The organism is Arcobacter vandammei (assembly GCF_016106035.1).
In the GTDB taxonomy this organism is placed as follows: domain Bacteria; phylum Campylobacterota; class Campylobacteria; order Campylobacterales; family Arcobacteraceae; genus Aliarcobacter; species Aliarcobacter vandammei.
This window is the reverse complement of sequence record NZ_JADKPZ010000015.1, coordinates 1-16,371: the sequence shown is the minus strand read 5'-3', so window position 1 is coordinate 16,371 and position 16,371 is coordinate 1. Positions and strand designations below refer to the sequence as shown.

General features: G+C 26.9%; 12 protein-coding genes. 5 read left to right on the top strand and 7 right to left on the bottom strand.

The window, feature by feature from the left end:
* Positions 1–34: 34 nt before the first annotated feature.
* The 3 genes from IQC44_RS09010 to IQC44_RS09000 all read right to left on the bottom strand — a co-directional run bounded on the left by IQC44_RS09010 (position 35) and on the right by IQC44_RS09000 (position 6,033).
* Entirely contained in the window at positions 35–4,306 is a 4,272-nt protein-coding gene (locus IQC44_RS09010; protein ID WP_198306035.1) for a response regulator, read from the bottom strand.
* A gap of 2 nt (positions 4,307–4,308) precedes the next feature.
* Positions 4,309–5,220, bottom strand: coding sequence for a GGDEF domain-containing response regulator (locus IQC44_RS09005; protein ID WP_198306034.1), 912 nt, complete (start codon positions 5,218–5,220; stop codon positions 4,309–4,311).
* Positions 5,221–5,313: 93 nt separating this feature from the next.
* Positions 5,314–6,033, bottom strand: a complete 720-nt coding sequence (locus IQC44_RS09000) for a transposase (protein WP_198306033.1) — start codon at positions 6,031–6,033, stop codon at positions 5,314–5,316.
* A 16-nt stretch (positions 6,034–6,049) separates the two neighbouring features.
* On the opposite strand from IQC44_RS09000, the gene IQC44_RS08995 reads away from it, so the two are divergent.
* The 3 genes from IQC44_RS08995 (at position 6,050) to IQC44_RS08985 (ending at position 8,422) form a co-directional block, all read left to right on the top strand.
* On the top strand, positions 6,050–6,442 hold the full coding sequence (locus IQC44_RS08995; RefSeq protein WP_198306032.1) for an ATP-binding protein: 393 nt from the start codon (positions 6,050–6,052) through the stop codon (positions 6,440–6,442).
* A 541-nt stretch (positions 6,443–6,983) separates the two neighbouring features.
* Positions 6,984–7,286 (top strand): hypothetical protein, encoded by a 303-nt coding sequence (locus IQC44_RS08990; protein ID WP_198306031.1) that lies wholly within the window; start codon positions 6,984–6,986, stop codon positions 7,284–7,286.
* A 17-nt stretch (positions 7,287–7,303) separates the two neighbouring features.
* Positions 7,304–8,422: a tyrosine-type recombinase/integrase gene (locus IQC44_RS08985; RefSeq protein ID WP_198306030.1), complete on the top strand. Its 1,119-nt coding sequence runs from the start codon at positions 7,304–7,306 to the stop codon at positions 8,420–8,422.
* 90 nt (positions 8,423–8,512) lie between these two features.
* Here IQC44_RS08985 and IQC44_RS08980 read toward each other — a convergent pair whose 3' ends face one another.
* Together IQC44_RS08980 and IQC44_RS08970 are read right to left on the bottom strand one after the other, a co-directional pair.
* Positions 8,513–9,604 (bottom strand): AAA family ATPase, encoded by a 1,092-nt coding sequence (locus tag IQC44_RS08980; RefSeq protein ID WP_198306029.1) that lies wholly within the window; start codon positions 9,602–9,604, stop codon positions 8,513–8,515.
* A gap of 364 nt (positions 9,605–9,968) precedes the next feature.
* The gene (locus tag IQC44_RS08970; RefSeq protein WP_198306028.1) at positions 9,969–12,968 is read right to left on the bottom strand and encodes a Tn3 family transposase; all 3,000 of its coding nucleotides are present in this window, start codon (positions 12,966–12,968) and stop codon (positions 9,969–9,971) included.
* A 161-nt stretch (positions 12,969–13,129) separates the two neighbouring features.
* On the opposite strand from IQC44_RS08970, the gene IQC44_RS08965 reads away from it, so the two are divergent.
* Positions 13,130–13,741 carry a recombinase family protein gene (locus IQC44_RS08965; RefSeq protein ID WP_138154205.1) on the top strand — a complete coding sequence of 204 codons (612 nt, stop codon included), beginning with the start codon at positions 13,130–13,132 and terminating at the stop codon, positions 13,739–13,741.
* 220 nt (positions 13,742–13,961) lie between these two features.
* Here IQC44_RS08965 and IQC44_RS08960 read toward each other — a convergent pair whose 3' ends face one another.
* Positions 13,962–14,564: a recombinase family protein gene (locus IQC44_RS08960; protein ID WP_141050928.1), complete on the bottom strand. Its 603-nt coding sequence runs from the start codon at positions 14,562–14,564 to the stop codon at positions 13,962–13,964.
* 129 nt (positions 14,565–14,693) lie between these two features.
* Here IQC44_RS08960 and IQC44_RS08955 point away from each other — a divergent pair, with 129 nt between their 5' ends.
* The gene (locus IQC44_RS08955; protein WP_198306027.1) at positions 14,694–15,461 is read left to right on the top strand and encodes a DUF4158 domain-containing protein; all 768 of its coding nucleotides are present in this window, start codon (positions 14,694–14,696) and stop codon (positions 15,459–15,461) included.
* 8 nt (positions 15,462–15,469) lie between these two features.
* On the opposite strand, the gene IQC44_RS08950 is transcribed toward IQC44_RS08955, so the two are convergent.
* A partial coding sequence (locus IQC44_RS08950; RefSeq protein ID WP_198306026.1) for an IS3 family transposase occupies positions 15,470–16,371 on the bottom strand: 902 nt, incomplete at its 5' end.

Genomic DNA, 16,371 nt, shown 5'->3' with positions numbered 1-16,371 from the left:
GTTAGGTTTTATGTGCGAAAGTTGAGTAATTATATTAAACATCCAACTTTTCTAAAATATCTAAAGCTTTAGAGTATTCAAAATCATCAATAAAATCTTTTAAAGTTTTTATATCTTGATTGCTTAATCTATTTTTTAAATTTAAGTATAGTTTTTCTAAAGTTTCTTCAAGGATTACACTACCATCTTTTAAATCTTTTTTTATACTATTTATAAGCTCTTTGAACTCTATTTTGCTTAAAATATTTATATTTTCCTTATTTAATTGGTTTTTTGTACTATCTAAATGTTTTAGTTCAAATTTAACTTTTGCTATCTCTTCTTCTAAAGTTGAAATTTCTACTGAATTTACTGCATTTTTGTTTTTAAATTTACTATCTATTTTTTTGCAAATTTCAAAAAGAGAATTTGCTCCTAAATTTCCACTAACACCTTTTAATCCATGAATTAAAGATGGTGCATCAATACTATTTTCTCTAACTTTTTCTACAATAGAAGCAAAATCTGTGTTTAGTTGTTCAATAAACTTATTTAAAAGTTTATTTATTAGTTCTTTATTACTTAAAGATTTTTCTAAGAATTCCCAATCTAAAACAATATTTTCATCACTTTGTGATTTAGAAAATATAAGGTCTTTTTTAGTTATTTTTTTTGAGTATTTAATAATTGTATTATATAGCTCATTGCTATTTATTGGCTTACTTAAGTGATCGTTCATTCCAAATTTTAGTACTTTTTCCTTATCTTCTATCATAGCAGCAGCAGTAAGAGCAACTATTGGAATATTTTTGTCAAATTCACGAATTTGTATTGTTGCATCATAACCACTTAAAATAGGCATTTGTAAATCCATTAGAATTAAATCATATTTTCCTTGATTCTTTTTGTATATTTCAACCGCTTCTAAACCATTGTTTGCAACATCTACTTCAATTTGTGCTTTTTGTAAAAACATTGAAGCTACTTCTTGATTTATTTCATTATCTTCAACCAATAAAATTTTTAAACCAAAAAGATTTGGAGCATCTTTATGTATATCTGAAGAATTTACCTCTTTTACTATCCCTTTTTTTATCTGTGCTAAGGCATCAAAAAGAGTCGAACTCGTAACAGGTTTAGTTAAGAAGTTATCAATATGGACATCATCCAAATTTATCTCATCTTTTGAGTAAGCTGAAACCATTAAAATAGACGGAATATTTTTTTTAATCTCTTTTTGATTATACAATTCATAAATTTTTTTAATTGCTTCTTTTCCATTTAATCTAGGCATATTCCAATCCATAAGAATAAAATCAAAAGGTTCATTTGAAGCTTCAGCTTCTTTTACCATCTCTATTGATTCAATTCCATCTTTTGCTTCATAAGTAACATAATCAAAATTTTCTAGAATATCTTTTAATATTACTCTTGAAATTTCTTGGTCATCAACTATCAAAATTTTAAATTTTTTACTATTTAGTAAATTTTCTTTTGACCACTCTAAAACTTCCATATTTATAGTAAAACTAAATTCCGTTCCTACATCTTTTTGACTTTGTACCTCTATTGTGCTACCCAAAGAGTTTACTATTCTTTCCGAGATTGATAATCCTAATCCAGTTCCCCCATATTTTCTAGTTGTAGAGTTATCTGCTTGAACAAAAGGTTTAAATAGATTTGAAATTTCATCTTTGCTCATTCCAATTCCTGTATCTTGAACACTAAATCTTATTTTTGCACTATTTTCAGATATTTTTTCAAGAAGTTCTATCTTTAAAGTAATATTTCCCTTATTTGTAAATTTTAAAGCATTGCTTATGAAATTTGTTAGAACTTGCAATATTCTTAACTCATCACTTAAAACAATTTTTGGATTTCCTGATTTATTGTAAAAATATAGTTCAATGTGTTTGTAATTATCAATGTGAGAAAAAACTACATTTAATTGAGATAATAAATTATCCAAAGAGAAAGCTTTTAAATCTAAATCAAAATTACCTGCTTCAATTTTTGAAAAATCTAAAATATCACTGATAATTCCTAAAAGTAGTTTAGAAGAAGTATTTATTTTTTTTATAAAATCATACTGTTTTTCATCAATTTTTGTATCCGCCAAAAGTTCACTTAAACCTATAATTGCATTCATAGGAGTTCTCATTTCATGACTCATATTTGCCAAAAACTGATTTTTTGACTCATTTGCTTTTTGTGCAATATCTTTTTGAAGTTTTAGATCTTCATTCATTTTTTGTAATATTATTTCACTCTCTTTTAATTGAGTTTGATCAAACATATATCCTCTTATAGCTTCAATCTCTCCAGAAGAGTTTTTTATTACTTGGTTAAAATCATAAAACCAACGATACTCTCCATTTTTAAGACGAACTCTATAAGACTGCTCATAAGAGTTTTTATCTTTTGTATAAAAACTAACCTCTTTTGAAACTCTTTCTAAATCATCTTTATGAATTATTGATGAATAATTAAAATCTTCTGAAAGCATCTCATCTTTTGTATATCCTAAAACTGTTTCACAGTTCGATGATATATATTTTACAGGCCAATTTTTATCAAATTCCCACTCAACTACCACAACTGGACCACTAGAAAAAAGATTTCTCTCTTTTATCAAAGCTTTTTCTGCAAGTTTTTTCTCTGTAATATCTAATAGTGTCCAAATAAATCCTTTTGATAAATCACTATTATCAAGAGGTGTACCAAAAAGAGAGCAAAAAATAGTATTCCCATTTTTATGTTTAAGAGGAAACTCAAAATTTGTTAAAATAGAGTTTTCAAATTTTTTATACTCTAGTGCGAATTTATCAAAATACTCTTTTGAAAAGTGAATTCTTTCAAAACTTTGATTAATTAGCTCCTCTTTTGTATAACCAAAAATTTCACAAGCAGTTTTATTTAAATTTAAGATAACTCTATTAGATGAAGATAAGAATATAGCAACAGGTGTATTATCAAATAGTGCTTGATTGTATTTTAAACTCTGTTTTAATAACTCTTCATTTTCAAGCTCTTGAGTAATATCTTCAAATGTAACTACATATTCATTATTGTTTAAACTTTTTTCATCTAATCTTTTTGCATAAACTTTAAAAATATGTGTATTTACATCTTTTTTTATTTTAGCAAAGTGAGTTTTGTTTGGATGAGTATAAATATATTCTACCCAAAACAAGTTTCCCATTTTTGTTTTTAAATAACCTGCTTCTTCTATAAAATGGTCACAAATACATCTATAATGTTGTTTAAATTCATCAATAGATTTAAAATTAAAGAAGTTTGAAAAAGATGTGTTTACTTGGATTAGCTCATTTCCATTTTTTGTAACTATTACTATACTATTTGAAGAGTCTAATATCTTTTCTGCTCTATTTTTTTGAATAGAGATTTGTTTATAAAATAGATTAAAAATATAAAGAATTAGCAAATAAATAATAAAAATTGTAAATAAAGATATTAAAAAAATCTTTGTTAATCTATTTTCAAAATCTGTATAGTGTTGAGTTAAATCATGAGCAAATATAAAGTTTCCCAAAAATTCACCATCTAATGAAGTTAAATTAAAAAATTGTAGAGTCAAATGTTTATTGTCAAACACAATATCTCGATTTACTTTTTCATATTTGAAATCTTTTATTAATTCTAGGAATTTTGAATCAATAGGAAAATTAGAATTTGTAAATTGGTTTGTATCTTTTTCAAAAATAGCACCCTGAATATGATTGAAAAAAGTTACTGAGTACATTATTTTTGATAAAGAAGTGCCTATTTCAAAAGCTCCTAAAAATTCATTGTTTTCATCAAATAAAGGTATTGTAACTCTATATGATAAACCAGTAAATCCTTTTTCAAAACCAAAATGAGCTTGTTGTGTTTCAAGTGCTTTTTTTAACATAGGTCTTGAGTTTATTAAATTATCACCAGAGTAATCTAATTTGTGTAAACGAAGAAAATGTGTACCATCTTTTAAAAAAAAGTTCATTTGAGTTATATATGGATCTTTTATTGTAAGATGCTTATATTTTTGGAAAGCTAATTGTTCTAACTTATTTTTATCTTTTTGTTTAAATGCTTCTATCATATCAGAATCATCTAAAAATTTTTTACTAATATCAAAAGAGTAGTTTTTTAGATTTTTTTCTATAGTTTTATAAAAAAAATTCTCTATTTGATTTGTATTGTCATCTTTTGCATGAATTAATCTCTCTTTTTGAAAATCATAAAAAATATAAACCAAAGAGCTAAATGAACTTAAAAATAAAAAAATTATTAAACCTAAAAACTTATACTTTAAAGAGTAATTTTTCATAACTAAACCTCTAAGATTGCAAAATTATTTCTACCACTATTTTTAACATTATATAAAGCTTCATCTGCTTTTAGCAGTAACTCTAGTTTTGTAACATCAGAGTTTGAGTTGTAAAAAGATGCTCCAATGCTTACTGTTACATAGTTTTCTATTTTTGAAAATTCATGAGTGATTTTTAACTCTCGAACAGCATTTAAAAGATTATTTGCAACTGCTTCAACACCATCTTTGTTTATATCTTTTAATAAAATTACAAACTCTTCACCACCATAACGAGCAACAAAATCAGATGCTCTTTTTATAGTTTTTTCAAGAGCTTTTGCAACTTTTCTTAAAGTCTCATCTCCTTGTCCATGACCATAGTTATCGTTATAAGGTTTAAAAAAATCTATATCTATCATCAAAACAGCTAAAGATTTTTTATCTCTTTTTATTTCACTGAATGTTTTTTTAAAAGTTTCATCAAAATATCTTCTATTTTTAATATTTGTTAAACCATCATACATAGATAATTTTTCAAGCATATCATTTTTAATTTTTAAATCAAGATAGTTTTTTATTCTTAGTTTTACAATAGCTTTGTTAAATGGTTTTGTAATATAGTCAATAGCTCCTAAGTTTAATCCATACTCTTCATCTTCTTGGCTTGTTCTTCCTGTTATAAAAATTATTGGAATATTTTTTATAGTTTCATTGTTTTTTATTCTTTTACAAACATCATAACCATTAATATCAGGCATCTCAATATCTAAAAGAATCAAATCTATATCATTTGGTGATTCTAAAATTTCAAGAGCTTTTGTGCCACTTTTTGCAATTTTTACTTCATAAGTATCTTTTAGCAAATCGTGAAGTAAAAGTAGTGTTGTTGTCATATCATCAACAACTAAAATGGTTGGTTTTTTAAATTCCATAATCTCTCTCAAGAACTCTTTTTAAACTTGTAAATAAAGCTTCTATTATATATTTATTATTATAAATATAATATAAATCTTATAATTAATTACTCAACTTTCGCAGATAAAACCTAACTGTTTTTTAGTGTAAACCCTGAGCATTAGGATAATCTGTTCCAAATCTTTATTTCTCTTGACAATTTCTTGGGCTTGAACTAGTTGTTCTAATATTTTTATAAATAGTTCCATCGAAATTGCAAGGGTTTCAAGCTGACACTCTAAATTTCTGAAAAGTTCTCCTAATGTTTGTGGTTCATTATTGATTCGGTTAATGTAGCTTGTTAGATTATAAGCAAGGAATGATAGAGTTATTCTAGCTATTAAAGCTTCATAAATTCGATTCTCCTCTTTACCAAATTGAAAATATTCTCTCAAATCTTTATATCCTTGTTCTATATTCCATCGTTTTTTGTATGTATTGATAATTTCTATATCTGATAAAATTATATTTGTAGAAATTATTGGTATAAGATTATCTTTTGTTTTTATAAAAACTATTTTGATTTTTCCAAGTGTTTTATGAGTAACAATAGCAGAAACATAGCTATATTTGATAGAATTATAGTTACCTAGTTTTGAACATTTATGATGTTTAGTTTGATTATAAAGTGATTCAAGGGTTTTTGAATTCCCTATAAATTGCCAAATTTTGTTTGATTTTGAAACTCTTGCAATCACATCAAGACCATTTTGTTTGACTTCATTGATAAAATTTGGTTTTGCATACCAACTATCTACAAGAAGATAATCAGCATATATTCCTGCATTCAAAGCTCTATTTATCATATTGATAGAATGTCTTGCAAGAAGAGCAATTGATTTAGGATATACAACAAAGTATTATAGAGTTTCAAACTTACTTGAAGAAATTAGAGTTTCAAGAATGGCAGGAAATTATACAAAAACTTTAGCAAAAATCTCAAAATTTAAACTTTTACTTCTAGATGACTTTGGAGTATCTGCTTTAAGACCTGATGAAGTAAATGATTTATTTGAAATTATAGAAGATAGAGTATTTAATGGTTCAATAATTATAACAGCTCAACTTCCAATAAAAGATTGGCATGCATATTTAGGAAATGAAACAATAGCCGATGCAATGATGGATAGACTTATTCATACTGCACATAAATTGGAATTAAAAGGTAGTTCTATGAGAGAATATTTAGCAAAAAAATAAAAACATTTGGCCACTTATGTTACAATACACCAAGAATACTTTTTAACTATTCAACTGGCCAAATGTTTATGCATTTGTGTGGCCAAGTGCATGCGTCTCAACAATAAGCTTTAAAAAAAACATTTTTGTCTTTTTTTGTTGCTTCGTTGTCAGAATTTTGTATCGACTCATTTAAATTATTCATTTTTATCCTTTAGGCGTAAAATATCTTCCAATGCATTGAATTGATAAAATTGTACAACACAAAAAGAGAAAAGCAAAAAAATATCAAAAAATTGTAAAAATTAAAAGAATACGGAAAATATACTTTTGATTAAAAGCCTTTTATGTTTAGGAATATATTATTATACATCAAAATGTCTTTTTAGAGCATTTTATTTTTAAGTTAAATTTAATATTTTAATAATGTAGATAAATAACAGCAAAAAAAATATTGAATTCTTCATTATATACGGAAAATATAGTATTTTCCGTATATAAAATAGCTATTTTCTGCTATAATTTCAGATATATTTCAAATATCTATATTAAGGAGATAAACTTGGAAGTAAAAACCGTTGAAGATTTAAAAAATCTTGAAATAACTAACTATGAACAAGGATACATCTATTCAAAAATATTTAAAAGTAATAGATATGAGATTAGAAAAGAATCTGAAACAAAATTTGCAATTTCAGATGGAGAGTTTTACGCAGGAAGTCTATACTATGTTCCAGATGAAAATATATGGAAATTTGAAGGAAGTTTTTTTGAAATAGACTACGATGAAGTTTTTGATAATCTTGAACTAGCATTAGATTTTATTATTGAAAATGCAAGAACTAACCTAATAAGAATCATGTAAGTAAAAAAGGAAATGGAATGATAAGAAATATTTTTATTGAAGATGTATTAGAGTTTGAGCCATTTAATGATTTTGAACAAAATTATATGCACTGGTTTATTCCATATATGAGTGATGTTTTTAAAAATCAATCAAAAAGAAAGATTAAAGATATGAAACTCCATAGAAGTCTTGTAAAAGATTTTATGAAACAAGATAATTTTGAAGAGATGAGAGAGATTATTAATGCTTTAGGAAGAAATGGTTTTAAAGGTCCAAAGACTTATTTTAATCCAAATAAGCTATTTTATGAGTTTTTAATTGAGAATGGAATTGAGAAATTATCACAAATAAATGCAAATGTATTAAAGCACTATTTGTCAGAAGAGCTAGAAAACTACTCTTATGCTTCAAAGGTAAATAACTATGTTGCAATAAAGAATTTTCTATCTTTTATAGAATCAAAAAATTATATAAAAGACGATAAAGCAGGCTCTGGTCATGTATTTAGACTTCATAAAGATGTAATAAAAGTAATTGGAAAAGAGAAGAAAAAACTTGCATATCTAAACCCTTATGATGAGTTTTATAAATTCCTTGAGACTATAGATAAAATGCCTTGGAGAGGACAAACAAAACATAGAAATAGACTGGCTCTTAAAATATTAGTTCTTACAGGAATGAGAGTAGGTGAGCTTATTGATATTAAAAAAGATGATTTAATAGTTAGTGAAAAAGATAATAGATTAGACTTTAAAATCATTGGTAAAGGTAATAAAACAAGAAATATTAGTATTGCGTATGAACTTGTAAAAAATGACTATAATGAATATTTAGCAAATACAAATAACAATGTTTTTTTATTTTCAACTTCAACTGGAAAACAACTAAATGATAGATATATCTACACTTTAGTAAATAGTACAAGAGAAGCAGCTGGTATTGCTAAAAAAGATAAAAATGGTCCACACATGTTAAGGCATACAACAGCCAGCTACCTATCTGCTGTTGCAAATTTTGATATAGTAAAGATTCAGCACTTCTTAGATCATGAAGATATAACAACTACTAGAAAGTACCTACATCTTGACCAGCAAGTAACAGAAGATGTTAAAAATAGAACTTTTGAGTTGCTAGGTGGTGTGCTAGTTAAGTAGTGTTAACTAGGTGTGAACTCACCTCGCCCTAAAGAACGGGTTTTTCGCAAAAAGATTGATAAAATAAACTGTGCAAACCACCTTTGGATATTAAATTCCTTCTACCCAAAGCTCAAAAACTCTGTCTGGAATAAAATATTTATCATCATTTTTATCTATTAGTTCTTGTTTAAAAAGTGCTTCAACACTTGATTGTAGTGTTTGTTTTTTGATATTAAACTCTTCTAACACACTTTGAGAAAATATTCCACTTTTATATTTACCAACAATCTTAAGTGCTATTTTTTGATTATTTCCTAATGTATCAAAAAGTAGTCTATAGCTAGAATCTTTTGAACCAATTATCTCTTTTAAAACTATATTTATCTGCTCTTTTTCATCTACTTTCTCTTTTTTTATAAACAGTATATGCAAAATTTGTTGGATTAATTTTGTTTCGCCATCACTTAAACTATAAATATACTCGCACATTTCAAAACGAATATCTATATGCTTTGTTGCATAATTAAACACATCTTCTAGTTTAAGTGCTTTTAGCTCTATATGATTCGCCATTTCATAAAGTGGTGCTTTATACTCAAAAAGTGATGTTAGCATATGTCTTTTTGAACCCAAAAATATATAAGATATATTACTTCTATTTTGAATATATTTTCTTAAAATCGCATCAAGTTTTACATCTGTAATATTTGCAATTTGTTGGAACTCGTCTATTGCTAAAACAACTTTAGATTTTTTTGATAGTTCATCTAGAGATGAAAAAAACTCATCCATCATCTCTTCAAAACTTAAACTTGTAATATTTGGTTTTATTGAGTATTCAAGAGTATTTGTATCAATTGATGGCTCAAATCTAACTCTTTTAAATAAAGAAGTAAGATTTTTGATTGCACCTTTTATATCAAATTTTTTACTGTTATAGTTTGCAAGTGCTTTTAAAAGATTTGATATAAAATCCTCTTTTGATGTAATATCAAAAATATCACTATATAAACAAATATAATTATCTTCATATTTATTAAATAGTGCTTTTATCAAAGAACTTTTCCCCATTCTTCTTTTTGAATATATTAAAGCATTATTTGAATAATCAACAATTTGACTTAAGTTTTCAAGCTCAGTAGTTCTTCCAAAAAATTCATCTTTTGATGGTAATCTATCATAAGGAAATGGTGAATACATATTTGACCTTTCTAGTATCTAATTTTAAATACTATTAGTATATCTAAAACAAAATAATTAATCAATACAAAAAGTATCTATTTTTAAATATTAATAAAAAAGCTAATGGAAAATTCAATATTCAGAAAATCGCACAAGACACAGGACTTAGTAGAAATACTGTATCAAAACATATTAGCAAGTTATATAATCTAACTTGAATTACGGCTACTTGGGAACATTTGGGAAAAATGCGACAAAGAATTTTAAATTAACCTTAAAATCAGATACTTTGCTCTATGAGCCTCTAGAATTGATTTTCCCATAAAAGATACCCTTTCAACTCCAAAAACGATTTCTAGCTCAATTTCATAAATATTCTATTCTAACTGATCATTGCACTCACTTTTTTATCAACTTTTGTAAAGTCATATGTGCCATAAAAATTGATATGAGTCCAGTGAACTATGGAACTATTTTTGATTGCATCAATGATTTCATCTTTTTGAATCTGAGATTTAGCATCTCTTAGTTTTTTATCAATATAGAGGTAATTCCAAAGTATCACAGAATTTTGGATAAGTCGTTTGCAATTATTTGCGATATTTTGCTCCTCTTGAGAAGCGAATATGAACTCTGCATTATTTCCAAAAAATACTGCTTTTGAAAAACGATTTGAAGCTTCTATTTTATTGAGCTGTTTTTCAATCCTTTGACGAAGCTCCACATCATCGATATAGGTAAGGAGGAAATCGGTTTTGATAATTTTTCCAAACTCTTTAATTGCAGTGTAGAGTTTATGGTGTTTTGAGTAAGATGTAAGTCGCTTGAGTAATTGTGAAGCTGTTGTTTTTCTTGATTTTATCGTAAGGATAAATCTTAAAATATCATCCCAATGTTCTTTGATAATCTCAAAGTTGATTTTTCGTTTTGGAACTAATTGATATCCTTTTTGTAAATAGTATTTTGGTGAAAAGATTCCATAGAGTTGTTGATCTTTAAAGTTTTTAATCCTTGGTCCAAATGCAAATCCTAACAAATGAGTTATTCCAAATATAACTTCTGAAAAACCATGTGTATCGGTGCTGTGGATATCACTTTTAACAACATCATTATGCATAAGTCCATCAATTACATATCCACTTTCCCTTTCACTTACATTGATAACAACAGAGTAATACAATCGATGTTTTTCATCTATAAAAGTGTTAACAATAACACCTTGATCTAATCCAAAATATTTATGAGACCATCCAGCATTAGTTGAATCGATTGATGATTTCATATTATACTTTTGCCCATCACTTGATGTATGATTATACTTAGGATCATGCTGTAGTAATTTCGCAATATCAAGTGAATCGATAAATGCAACAATTTTATCATTTGCTTCCATGGTATTTTCTTCACTTAAGTACCATGTAGTGGTAGTATCAAGTTGATTCTCACTGATCCCTTTAGATATTTTTGCCATCTTTGAAAGTGTGATATTACAACCATATCCAACAATTGAAGCATATAACAGATTTGGTTCAAGTTTTTTAATAGGTGTATTTTGGAGTGAATAGTGTTTAAATGAATCTAAAAAATCTGCTTTTATTTGCACCGAATGGAGCAGATCAATTACAGATATAAACTCTGCTTGTGGAAAATATTTTCCAATAGTGTGTTCTAATTGATGATCTGTTTTTTCTAATTTTGGAGTAGTGAGAATAAACGAATCTGGTGTAGGTTTAAAATAGATATTGAGCTCTTTTTCAATTCGTTCATTGGTGTTTGCAAAGCTCATTTCAAGTTTTTGGATAATTGGTTTTATAAAAGTATCGAAATCTTCAAGATGTTCCAATTCATGATATTTGAGTAGCTCTTTTTTATTGCTTATAAACTCATCTTTAGAGATTAAATAATCTTCAAAGCTTTTGTATTTATAGGAGTATTTGAGATTTAAAATCCCTGATCGTATCCCATCACTAAGATGAACAAATAAAAATGCTTTATAGAGTGAGACCCTTATTTTCCCTTCACTATCAAATATTACCTGCTGTTCTTCATCATCTAAAAAACTCAATGGTGCATCTTGTTTTATATTAGATGATTCTTTGAAATATTTGATAGCAGTTAGTAGATTTTTATTAGATGATTTCTCATCAAACTCTACTAATTTAACTACTCCAGATAATTTTCCTTGAAGTGATTGTGATCCTTTTTCAAGAAAATCAAATCGATCTAAATTTGAAGTTTCAATTAGAGATTTTTCCACTAAAAGTGTTTTTAAATTTTGTGTTTTAGTTTCAACGAGTGCTCTTAGGGCAATGATTTTATCTCTGTCACTAAGCTTTTCATTGTTAACAATACTACTCACATCATTTAAAATTGAAAGATTTGAATCCTCTAAAGATTGCACTAAAGCCCTTTGTTTAGGTTCATTTTCAAAGTGAAGATCCTTTTGATGGCGAAGAAGAGAGCTTTTAGTACTTTGCATAATAGCAATAAATCTATCGATTAGGTTATCATTTCTGATAAAATATTGATATTTTACAAACGAAAGAAGTAAAAATTGTTGCTCTAACTGTTGTTTTCTTGTAAGTTGAAACATTTTAATTTGCTCAATCCATTTTGAGTGATACTGTGCAATTTTATCTGTAATACCAACTTCATCAATAATTGGTTTGAGCATATCAAATTTGGATTTGATGGTGTTTAGTTGTACTACTGAATTATTCATCTCCTTTTTCTTAGTAGAGTGTCCTAATTTTTTGAAGCTATTGATGTTATATTTGTTTGTATAATTTTCATCTTTATTGGTAAAATCATCAAGAAGCATTAGTCTTTTATCTTTTTGAAAAGTTTTTAGATGAAGCAGAATACTTTTTGTTTGATAATTGAGTGCAAACTCAATAAGTTTTGACAAGGCAAAATAGCTAGGTACTTCAATGTTTATCTTTTTTGAGTAATCTACAAGTGAAAAAAAGATTTTTTTACGATTAGTAAAATTATTCGCTAGTTCAATGGCATGGTGTTTTAGTTGTGATTCAATATCTAAAGTATATTCATTGATAAAGAGATTTGATTTGATAAGTTGTTTATATCGTTGAATTGTTCTTGGAGTCACAACACGAAAATCAAATGAATCAAAATTGTTTCTAGTAGCTATGTACAAATAATTTTCATCATCTCTTTGAATATCAAAAAATTTATTGGTAGCTTTAAAATACCCATACATTAAAATGAACAAAATTTTATTTGAATCATTTTTCATCTCCATTGTCATATGGTTAAGAGCATCAGTCATTTTAAAAAAGTGATTTTTTGCAAGCAAATCAAATTTTGGAGCTGATTCAAAGTTTTTAATTTCATCTTTTGTGAGAATTTGTAATACTGACATTGTCTTTCCTTAAAATTGTAATTTATACTTATTTTATATGATATTTAATATAATTTGAATAATTTATATGTTAATTTACATTATATAGGTTCTTTAGAGAGATATTTTTGAATGTATATTAAACGGTCGTTTGAGATACACTTTTTTACGAGGAGAAAAAAATGTTCATTGGATATGCCAGAGTTTCAAAATCAGATAATTCACAAGTATTAGATTTACAAATCGATGCACTTAAAAATGCTGGAGTTGATGAAAACAATATTTATACAGACAAAATCTCAGGAAGTAAAGATGAAAGACCTGGATTAGATAATTGCATTAAAGCTTTAAGAGATGGTGATACTTTAGTTGTGTGGAAGCTAGATAGACTTGGAAGAAATCTAAAACATCTTATATCCATAGTTGAGGATCTTGCAAAAAGAAATATTGGATTTAAAGTGCTAAGTGGTCAAGGGGTTAATATTGATACAACTTCACCTGCTGGTAAAATGATATTTTCAATATTTGGAGCTTTAGCTGAGTTTGAAAGAGAACTGATTCGTGAAAGAACAAAAGCTGGAATTGCAGCTGCAAGGGCAAGAGGTAGAATGGGTGGAAGAAAATTCAATCTTACAAAAGCTCAAGTGAGACTTGCAGAGGTTGCCATGAAAAATAGAGATACGAGTGTCACTGAACTTTGCAAAGAATTAAAAATAACAAGAGCAACTTTATACAAATATATTTCACCAACTGGTGAGCTAAGAGAGTACGCTAAAAGGGTACTTGAGAAATAAAGCTTAAGCTATCTTTAAATTTCTTTGTCGCATTTTTCCCAAATGTTCCCAAGTAGCCAGTTTACTGCGTATACAATATAAAAGCGTTCAATTACCTATTGATAATCTAAGTCCCCCTACCAATCTTTAGGGTATGGTTTTAAAAGAGTGATTTATGTGATATAGGCTATCTTTACATAAAGGTACCAAAAGCGACAAGCGATTTAAAAGTAGCTTAATTTTATGATTTTTTCAGATTGTGTCTTTTCATCCAATTATATAGATTTGCTTCTGTAGTGTTATATCGATTAGCAATAAATTTTTGAGTTGATCCATTTGATAAAAGAGCTTCAATTTCTGGCTTGAATTTATCCAGTTTACTTTTACCTGGTCCTTTTGGTCGACCAAGTTTTATCCCATTCTCTTTTTTAAATCGTAATGCTTCTTTTGTTCTTGATGAAATGAGATCTCTCTCTATTTCTGATGCCATTGAAAATACCATTGCCATCACTTTGCTTTGGATTGAGCCATCTAAATGCCAATCACCTTTCACTGAATAAATTTTGAGTTGTTTTTGAGTAGCAATAGAGAGGATTTCCATAATCTCCAGCATACTCCTTCCAAGACGAGAGAGTTCGCTTACAATTATCACATCATCTTTTTTAGCTTCATTAATGATTGCAAATATTTTTCTATTCCTCCAAGATACTTTTCCAGATATTTGTTCTTCAATAAATTCAACATATCCAAGTCGTTTTTCATTAGCCAATTTTAAAATATCAGATTTGTTTTTTTCTATATCTTGATCAACTGTAGAAATTCTAAGATAGGCAGTAGTTTTCATGAAAATTCACCTCATTTAATGAAAAGGATTTAAGTTAATTAATTATAGTGTAAATAGCATTGTTTTATCAATGATATTTAAAATAATTTATCACATAAAATATATGAACATTAAAAATAAAGGATTTACATGGCAAGAATTGACTATTTAACAGAACAAGACAAAAAAAGGTTTGAAATGGCACCTGAATTTACTTCTAGTAATGAAAGGAACTATTTTTTCAATTTACCAAATGCAATATATAAACAAGCATTACTTTTGGGAAATGATGAAGCATTTGCAACATTTGCATTGATGTTTGGATATTTTAAAGCAACAAATAAATTTTTTGAAGTAGTTGCATTTGATAGTGAGGATTTGAAATACATCATTGATAAATACCAATTATCAATGATAGATGTCACTCAACTTTTAGAAAATCAAAGAACACTCCAAAGATACAAGCAACTTATCAAGTCTTATTTGAGTGTAAATGAGTATACCACTGAAATTAGTGCAAAGTTGGTACACTATGCAGTAGAGTTAGCAAATAATTTTACTCATAGAAAAAAGATATTTTTTTCATTAGTTGACTATTCTAAAAAGCTGAATATTGAAATACCAAGCTATACAATACTCTCTAAAATTATTGGTAATGCACTTAGCTCTCAAACAAAGGGAATATTGCACCATTTAAAAACATATCAAAATGATGAGAGACTTAAACTTTTAGATGATTTTACCAATAAAGATGAAAATTTCAAGAATAGATACAACATAGGAAATTATAAAAAATTAGGGCATGCAATGAATAAAAAGCAGATGAATAGCTCACTTTTTTATCTTTCATCTATAAAAGATAAGTTTGATATTTTATTACCGATAATTGATCAAGTTGGAATGACCCCAAGACTGTAGACACTTTTTTAATCAGTTAACACCTTAGGTTTAGTAACATTATCATTGTATCTTTTCTCAAATTCATTTGGACTTATAAAATCTAAAAAACTATGTCTTCTTTTTGAGTTATAAAACATTTCTATATATTCAAATATTTTATCTCTAGCTTCTGCTCTTGTATGAAATATAGTTTTTCTAACTAACTCTTTTTTTAATGTCTTAAAAAAACTTTCAGCAACTGCATTATCATAGCAATTACCTCTTCTGCTCATACTTGGTATAATATTATGATATTTTAAAAATGTTTGGTATTCATAAGAACTATATTGACTACCTTGATCAGAGTGTAGAATTAATTTATTATTTTTAATTCTATGAGTCGTTTTTTTCAAAGCTTCAATTATCAAAGAAGTTGATTGTCTATGCCCTGTTGCCCAGGCAATTACTTTCCTTGAATAAAGGTCTATAACTGTAGCTAAATATAGCCATCCTTCATATGTTTTTATATATGTAATATCACTAACCCAAGATTCATTTGGTTTATATGTTAAAAAACATTGTTTTAAATGGTTTGGATGTGCTTTATGAATCGCTCCTGCCTTATGTTTGGGTTTTCTTTTATATGTACCGATTCCAAATAGTTTAGCCTCTTTCATAAGTCTAGCAACTCTTTTCTTATTTACATTGATATTTGAAGCTTTCAAATCTTTATGGATATTTCTATATCCATAAATCCCATTTGATTCTTTATATGCTTTTATTATCTCTTGTAAAATTTTATGATTTTTTATTTCAAGATTTGAAATTGGTTGTTTTAACCATTTATAATACCCACTTGGATGAACTCTTAAAACAGTACACATTCTTCTGATTGTGTACTGTTTATCATGCTCTTTTATAAATGCGTACTTTAATTTGGGTTGTTTGC

What these genes read in the sequence shown, in the direction of transcription:
- IQC44_RS09010 (WP_198306035.1), bottom strand. Translation starts at nt 4,306, where the DNA reads ATGAAAAATTACTCTTTAAAGTATAAGTTTTTAGGTTTAATAATTTTT.
- IQC44_RS09005 (WP_198306034.1), bottom strand. Translation starts at nt 5,220, where the DNA reads ATGGAATTTAAAAAACCAACCATTTTAGTTGTTGATGATATGACAACA.
- IQC44_RS08985 (WP_198306030.1), top strand. Translation starts at nt 7,304, where the DNA reads ATGATAAGAAATATTTTTATTGAAGATGTATTAGAGTTTGAGCCATTT.
- IQC44_RS08980 (WP_198306029.1), bottom strand. Translation starts at nt 9,604, where the DNA reads ATGTATTCACCATTTCCTTATGATAGATTACCATCAAAAGATGAATTT.
- IQC44_RS08970 (WP_198306028.1), bottom strand. Translation starts at nt 12,968, where the DNA reads ATGTCAGTATTACAAATTCTCACAAAAGATGAAATTAAAAACTTTGAA.
- IQC44_RS08965 (WP_138154205.1), top strand. Translation starts at nt 13,130, where the DNA reads ATGTTCATTGGATATGCCAGAGTTTCAAAATCAGATAATTCACAAGTA.
- IQC44_RS08960 (WP_141050928.1), bottom strand. Translation starts at nt 14,564, where the DNA reads ATGAAAACTACTGCCTATCTTAGAATTTCTACAGTTGATCAAGATATA.
- IQC44_RS08955 (WP_198306027.1), top strand. Translation starts at nt 14,694, where the DNA reads ATGGCAAGAATTGACTATTTAACAGAACAAGACAAAAAAAGGTTTGAA.